The organism is Crocosphaera sp. Alani8 (assembly GCF_038442745.1).
Lineage (GTDB): Bacteria > Cyanobacteriota > Cyanobacteriia > Cyanobacteriales > Microcystaceae > Crocosphaera.
Window position 1 is genome coordinate 1 of the sequence record NZ_JARVCN010000205.1, and the last position, 5,879, is coordinate 5,879.

Here is a 5,879-nt window from a genome sequence, read left to right on the forward strand (position 1 = left end):
AAAAGCCTTTGAACAGTTTAAACAACAATTTTTAGGCTTTTATATTCTGGATTTTGACCATTGTTGTCCTAACGCCGAATTTTAGGACAAAGAAAAGGGGGAAACATTTCCCCCTAACACATCCCCAAAATTGTCATAAATCTTTACATATTTAAGGAAGGGGGAGGAAATTCCCATGACTCCCTCCCAAAGACAGTATGAATAGCGTTGGGAAAGACTTGTCACGATAGGGAATTGTTCGCACAAGCTACTGATGGGGTCAATTGGGATAAAACTCTTGTACATTTATTAGAAGGAGGTAAGGGACTTATTATGGATTGGGATTAACAAATAAACGATAAACAATTAATACTGAAGGTTCCTTTTAATTAATACTTTTGAGGTCTAGCTATGGAACTATTATCCGTAAAAAATGCTTGTCCCGAATGCGGATTTAACCACCCAATACAAGATCCTCATAACCCTCAAACTTTTTACTATCAAGTTAGATTTATGATGGAACATAAGCGATCGCCGACATGGGCTGATGCAATGGCTCATTGTTCTGAAGAAGTTAAACAAGCATGGATTAAACAATTAGGGAAATTAGGCATCGATATCAATTCAACACATTTAACAGGGATTACAACCAGCACAGAAGAAATCGAACAAAGACTGAGAAATAAAAACATAGGAATATCTGAACAAGATAGAAATGGAATATTAGCAGAAGCAGTTAAAGTTCAAGAAATAAAAGCTTTAAAGAGAAAAGCTCAACAAGCTAAAATTGTTGCTGAAACATGGCAATTAGATGATTCCAAAAAGATAGTGAAAGAACAAATGGTTAGATGTTTTACCTGTACTTATGGCTACGGAACAAAAAAAGGTTTTGTCTGCAATGCCTTCCATACTGATCTGAGAATTGATCAGATGCCTTGTCCTGATTGGGAAGAAAAATCTTAGTTTAATACACTTTCCTTAACAATTATGACCAATTTAACAACAATTCAAGAAGACATTAATAGCATTGAAACTATCATTGAAGAGGCAGCACAAGAAGGTATTACACTAGATTCTATTGATGCTCAGGAACTTTTAAAACACGAACGTAATCCCACTGCTTCCTTTGATGATCTATCTCATTTACTCCGTGTTCAGTATTGTAAAAAAATAGTCGTTTACTTTGACCATCCTTGCCAAACTAAGATAAAAATGTCTCAAGATTATTACGATCTACAAGAAGGACGAGTTAAGTTCTTAACCTATATTGGTGGTCATTCTAGAGACGAATTGAGACAAATTATCAAGGATACTAAAGCCCCTCGTTACCGAATTAGAAAAGCTAAAAGGGTTCTAGGTTTCCCTCTTGAATTAAAAGTTAGTGGCTATCCTTTTGCTACTATGAAAGCTCTTGTTAATCAATTTCAATCCAGTGGAATTCAAGCAATCCCCAGTGAAAAACAGTTGACAGTTCCTAACCATCAATCAACGGTTAATAATCCTTCTATGACAACTAGAAATAAACATCAACAAAACACACTGGTGACTGGCGACTGTTCATTGGTGACTGTTAAAGCTATTTCTTTGCATCAGCCTTGGGCTAGTTTAATTGCTATGGGAATTAAACATTATGAAACTCGCAGTTGGTCAACGAATTATCGTGGTCAACTGGTTATTTGTTCTGCTAAGAAAAATACTAAACAACAACGATTAGATTACAAATCTTTAGCTTCTATTTTAGACATTGATTTCACACAAAACTCTTGGGATAGTTTACCATTGGGTAAGGCGATCGCTACCTGCGATTTGACTGATTGTATCAAGATGACTCCTGAGTTTATTGAAGCACAATCAGAGGACGAGCAACTGTGTGGTCATTGGGAACATGGACGATTCGCCTGGAAATTAGATGATATTAGCCTCATATCTCCTCCTGTTCCTATTAAGGGACAACAGGGGCTGTGGGATGTTCAGCTTCCTCTTCTTTTTCTTTCTTAACTTAATTTTTAATTCTAGTATAATTAAATTTCGGCCTTACAGAATTAGAATTTGCTATATTGAAGCAAGTAAAGAAATTATTGCTATGTTCATGTAGATTTAAAAGACTTAATCGAAATTTTTGCTGAATGTGAGATAGAATTAATTTCAGCTAAAGAAGGTGTTCAAAAAATACTGGAGGTGAGAGAATTTGATGAAATATAGTCTAAACACTGAAAAATTAGCCAATCTTGTACGTAGCAAGCGAGGAAATAGAGGACTTAGAGAGACAGCCAAAGAAATTGGTAATGTTAGTCCTTCTACGATTTCGCGGGTAGAAAAGGGTAAAACGCCAGATATGGATACCTTTTTAGCGTTATGTGAATGGCTGCAAGTTTCCCCGATGGAATTTATTCAAGATACTGATGAGGGACAAGATTTAAAGACTCCTGAAGCAATCGCTATTAGATTGCGCTCCGATAAAAACCTTGATCCTGCCGTCGCCAATGCTTTAGTCTCTTTAGTTAAAGCAGCGTATCAAGATATGATTTCTGAACCAGAGTATTCTTTAAAAGAATTACTGGCAGGAGCAAGTAGTGAAGATTTTGCGGTCGAGGGGCGCGCCATCGCATGGCGCAAGCCCAATCGACCAAGAGGAGAAGGGGAATATAATTGGGGCAAACCTATGGGTAAAGAAATTCGGTAAGATACTTATTTATTATTAGTTTTGGTAATAGTCAAATAAATTCGACTTTCATCATTATTTGGGGATCGGCATTGTAATGGTTTTGATGCTTGGATTACCTGATAATCATTATTTTCTAGCAGTTTGATTAGGGCTTCTGTTTCTTCTTCAACTTGATTAGTTTTCCCCAGTATTCGTAGTTTGATTATTTTTTGAATCATCTTTCTTGGTGATTATAAATGTTCCCTCGCTAATTCTGTAACCATCCTACCCCGATGGGTACGATGAAGAAATCCTGTTAGTGACCCCACCTTAGTTGTAGCCCCCACCAAGGTAAATTTTGCCAGGGGAATACTCCGTGTTCGAGAAGCTTGTCCTTTGCCAACGGTGATATCCAGACGATAATCTTCCATTGCTGGATATAACAACTCTTCGGTTAAACGGTTGAGGCGATGAATCTCATCAATAAGTTGATTAATCGGAGATCGCTCCGCAACTCAACCATGTTGTTCTAATATAACCACTGTCTTAAGTCACTTTTGATGGGGTATTTTCCAATGCTACGTTCCATTTGATGAGGGATTACGATTCTGTGATCAAAGGGGTTGCCTATTGAGAGGATTTCTTGTGTTTGATGAAAGTAAATCCTATGGCTCCAAAAGTTAATAAACTAAGAGGAAAACTAGATTCTGGAACAGGTTGAACATCTAAACTTTGGCTAACAGGCTCAAACAGAGCCGTAACATCGGTTCCATTGGCATCGGTGGCACTGATAACCGTGACGGATTGATCAGGTAATCCATCATTAATGAGTTCAGATTGTACTAAATAGGTAGCGACCACAATTTCAACAAGAGTATTAGGGGCAATTCCGGGTCCACTACGAGAAAAGATCGCTGAAGGAATAGTGCCTGGGGCTGGAACCCCACCAAAATTCGGGAAGGCAGCGATGTCCGCGTCAGTTCTAGAAACACTAAGGGTTTCTAGTTCCGTACTGTCTTGTGCAAATAATAGTTCTAAGGAAGTTAAATTAGCATTAAGACCAGTGGTGTCCAAGAAAAAAGAAAAATTAAGAGACTCACCAATATTTGTGGACAAATCAGGAATTAGATCGTTATCCAATTGAGAGCCAGTTGGGGAAAAAGAGACAGAAGCTCCAAAAGCTCCAGAAGTATAGATGAGGGAGAAGGTAGTGGATAGTAAAAAAATGTGGCTAAATTTCATTTTGCTCTTAGTATTTTAAAAAAAATCCACCTGTAAATTTTCCGTTGCTGGATAAAGAACTTGTGTACTACAAGAGAAGCGATCGCTTAAAACCAAGGAGTGCGATCGCTCTGCGAGATCCGCGAAGCCGATCGCAAAACAAAACTGGTCGGGGCAACTACCTCAAATTCTGGTGAGCAGCGATCGCTTCATATAATCGATGAGCAGGGTATAAAAATAGTATCATTCTCCATTCTGAATTCTTAATTCTTTTGGGCAGATGTTCGTTTTAAACTTTAGAAAAACTCATCTTCATCCCCTTCACTGAACTCGTAACCTCTTTCTACCCAATATTTCCAGTCATCTACTGCCTCTCTGGTAGCTTCATCAGTATCCACAGGAGTAATTTCAGACAAAGACACAGAAAAAATATCCTGACGGTTCTCTTCAGAATAACGAACATCAACTCTCATTTCCTGTTCACAGTCTTCTTCTGATGACATGGCTACTACTTCTATGGTTTGTTCATTCCAGACAGCCACAAAAGGCATTCCCATATTATCCTCAAGATAACAGTACCAGCCCATTCTTTCCTCATCTGAGTTGTAAGCATCAACGATGATTTGACTGCTTATACGCTGTTCTCTGTCGTCGTCGTGGGGAGTAGTAGCCATGATAAAATTCAGTTTCGCATCAAGAAACAGAAACATCATACGAATAAAATGAATAAAAAACAACTACTCAATGGACTAAAAATAGCCTTTAGCGACTACACTTATCAACACACCAATTTGATGAAATATTACCTTTCTCTGTTAGGGGTAGAATTAGAGAACCCTTGCGAAGAACGAATCTGGGCTGAAGCTCAGAGATTGCTGAGACAACACCAGCTTATTGCTGAAAGAACCTTAATAGACTGGGAGTGGTTAGCCCAACAAAAAGAAAACCAAACATCAGATCTAGGTAAAAAACGCTAGTTAATGTTTTGCCTTTTATTGGACATAATAATAATAACAATGCCATTATTAAATAAGCACAAAATAGATGATTTTATTCAGAAAATAATAGCCAATTAACTTTTTCAATCAAACATTACCAAAGAATCGAGGTAATCCTCAGTCATGTCAAACGAAGGCAGAAGACGCTGCGCTACAAGGGCAGAGGGCAGAAGTTCACTGGTAAGGTCACGGGGCTTGTACCCCTACCAAACTCGCGGACGTCTTGAAAGACGGGGAACCTGTACCCGAAGGGATAAGGCAGAGGGCGAAGCCCTGGTCGTCTTGTTCATAAACTAGGTCACTTTCTTTATTCCAACCGTACTCATCATTGAAATCTTGGAAACTATCTGAGTGAATTTCTTCTCTAATTTCATCATGAGTTGATGAGTATCTTTTCAAAATCACGGGAGTCCTATTATCCGAAGATAAAATGATGGTTAATTTACCTTCTAAACCAGGAACTTATTGTTTAGTTTTTTTCTGTACTAATCAATCACAAGTATCCATAGGAAAATTAGGAACCTACCAAGTCCAACCTGGTTATTACTGTTACATTGGCAGTGCCTTTGGAAAAGGTGGACTGAAATCGAGAATTCACAGACATCTACAGATAAATAAACGGAACCATTGGCATCTTGATTATCTTAGACCTCATTTAAACCCTGTTGAAATTTATTATTCAACTGATACCATTAAACTAGAATGTATTTGGGCTAAGTTATTACTGGAGGATAAACAGTCTAGTATTCCGATTAAAAAATTTGGGTCATCCGATTGTCATTGTTCGGCTCATTTCTTTTATTATCAAGTTAAACCTCAATTAAAGACATTTCTTGAGCAGTGTGCTACAATCGTGTTGCAAAGCAGTGTAGCTCAGAAGGTAGAGCGTCCCTCAACGTTGAAGGGGAAGGATACCCCGCCAGTCCAATGAGGAGTAACGGGGAGCCATGTATCAATATTGCAGATGCACCGAGTTTGACAAAGAGGTTGAACAAGGGAAGCGCGTTGAGGAGATATATGGGTAACTCACGGGTTCG

At 38.3% G+C, this 5,879-nt stretch carries 8 protein-coding genes and 1 pseudogene; 5 read left to right on the forward strand and 4 right to left on the reverse strand.

Annotated features, from left to right (window positions below; translation table 11 throughout):
• The first annotated feature begins 390 nt into the window (after positions 1–390).
• The 3 genes from P9B04_RS12820 to P9B04_RS12830 all read left to right on the forward strand — a co-directional run bounded on the left by P9B04_RS12820 (position 391) and on the right by P9B04_RS12830 (position 2,662).
• Entirely contained in the window at positions 391–942 is a 552-nt protein-coding gene (locus tag P9B04_RS12820; protein WP_342055383.1) for a hypothetical protein, read from the forward strand.
• Between the two features lie 24 nt (positions 943–966).
• Positions 967–1,977, forward strand: coding sequence for an ASCH domain-containing protein (locus tag P9B04_RS12825; protein WP_342055384.1), 1,011 nt, complete (start codon positions 967–969; stop codon positions 1,975–1,977).
• A 193-nt stretch (positions 1,978–2,170) separates the two neighbouring features.
• Positions 2,171–2,662 (forward strand): helix-turn-helix domain-containing protein, encoded by a 492-nt coding sequence (locus P9B04_RS12830; RefSeq protein ID WP_342055385.1) that lies wholly within the window; start codon positions 2,171–2,173, stop codon positions 2,660–2,662.
• A gap of 5 nt (positions 2,663–2,667) precedes the next feature.
• Here P9B04_RS12830 and P9B04_RS12835 read toward each other — a convergent pair whose 3' ends face one another.
• From P9B04_RS12835 to P9B04_RS12850, 4 genes and pseudogenes are all read right to left on the reverse strand, one after another.
• Positions 2,668–2,862, reverse strand: coding sequence for a hypothetical protein (locus tag P9B04_RS12835; RefSeq protein WP_342055386.1), 195 nt, complete (start codon positions 2,860–2,862; stop codon positions 2,668–2,670).
• Positions 2,863–2,937: 75 nt separating this feature from the next.
• A pseudogene (locus P9B04_RS12840) lies at positions 2,938–3,108 on the reverse strand (Holliday junction branch migration DNA helicase RuvB); the annotation flags it as partial.
• 142 nt (positions 3,109–3,250) lie between these two features.
• Positions 3,251–3,865 carry a hypothetical protein gene (locus P9B04_RS12845; protein ID WP_342055387.1) on the reverse strand — a complete coding sequence of 205 codons (615 nt, stop codon included), beginning with the start codon at positions 3,863–3,865 and terminating at the stop codon, positions 3,251–3,253.
• A 275-nt stretch (positions 3,866–4,140) separates the two neighbouring features.
• Positions 4,141–4,518 (reverse strand): calcium-binding protein, encoded by a 378-nt coding sequence (locus P9B04_RS12850; RefSeq protein WP_342055388.1) that lies wholly within the window; start codon positions 4,516–4,518, stop codon positions 4,141–4,143.
• Positions 4,519–4,566: 48 nt separating this feature from the next.
• Here P9B04_RS12850 and P9B04_RS12855 point away from each other — a divergent pair, with 48 nt between their 5' ends.
• Positions 4,567–4,821 carry a hypothetical protein gene (locus tag P9B04_RS12855; RefSeq protein WP_342055389.1) on the forward strand — a complete coding sequence of 85 codons (255 nt, stop codon included), beginning with the start codon at positions 4,567–4,569 and terminating at the stop codon, positions 4,819–4,821.
• Positions 4,822–5,272: 451 nt separating this feature from the next.
• Positions 5,273–5,773, forward strand: a complete 501-nt coding sequence (locus tag P9B04_RS12860) for a GIY-YIG nuclease family protein (protein ID WP_342055390.1) — start codon at positions 5,273–5,275, stop codon at positions 5,771–5,773.
• The last annotated feature ends 106 nt before the right edge of the window (positions 5,774–5,879 follow it).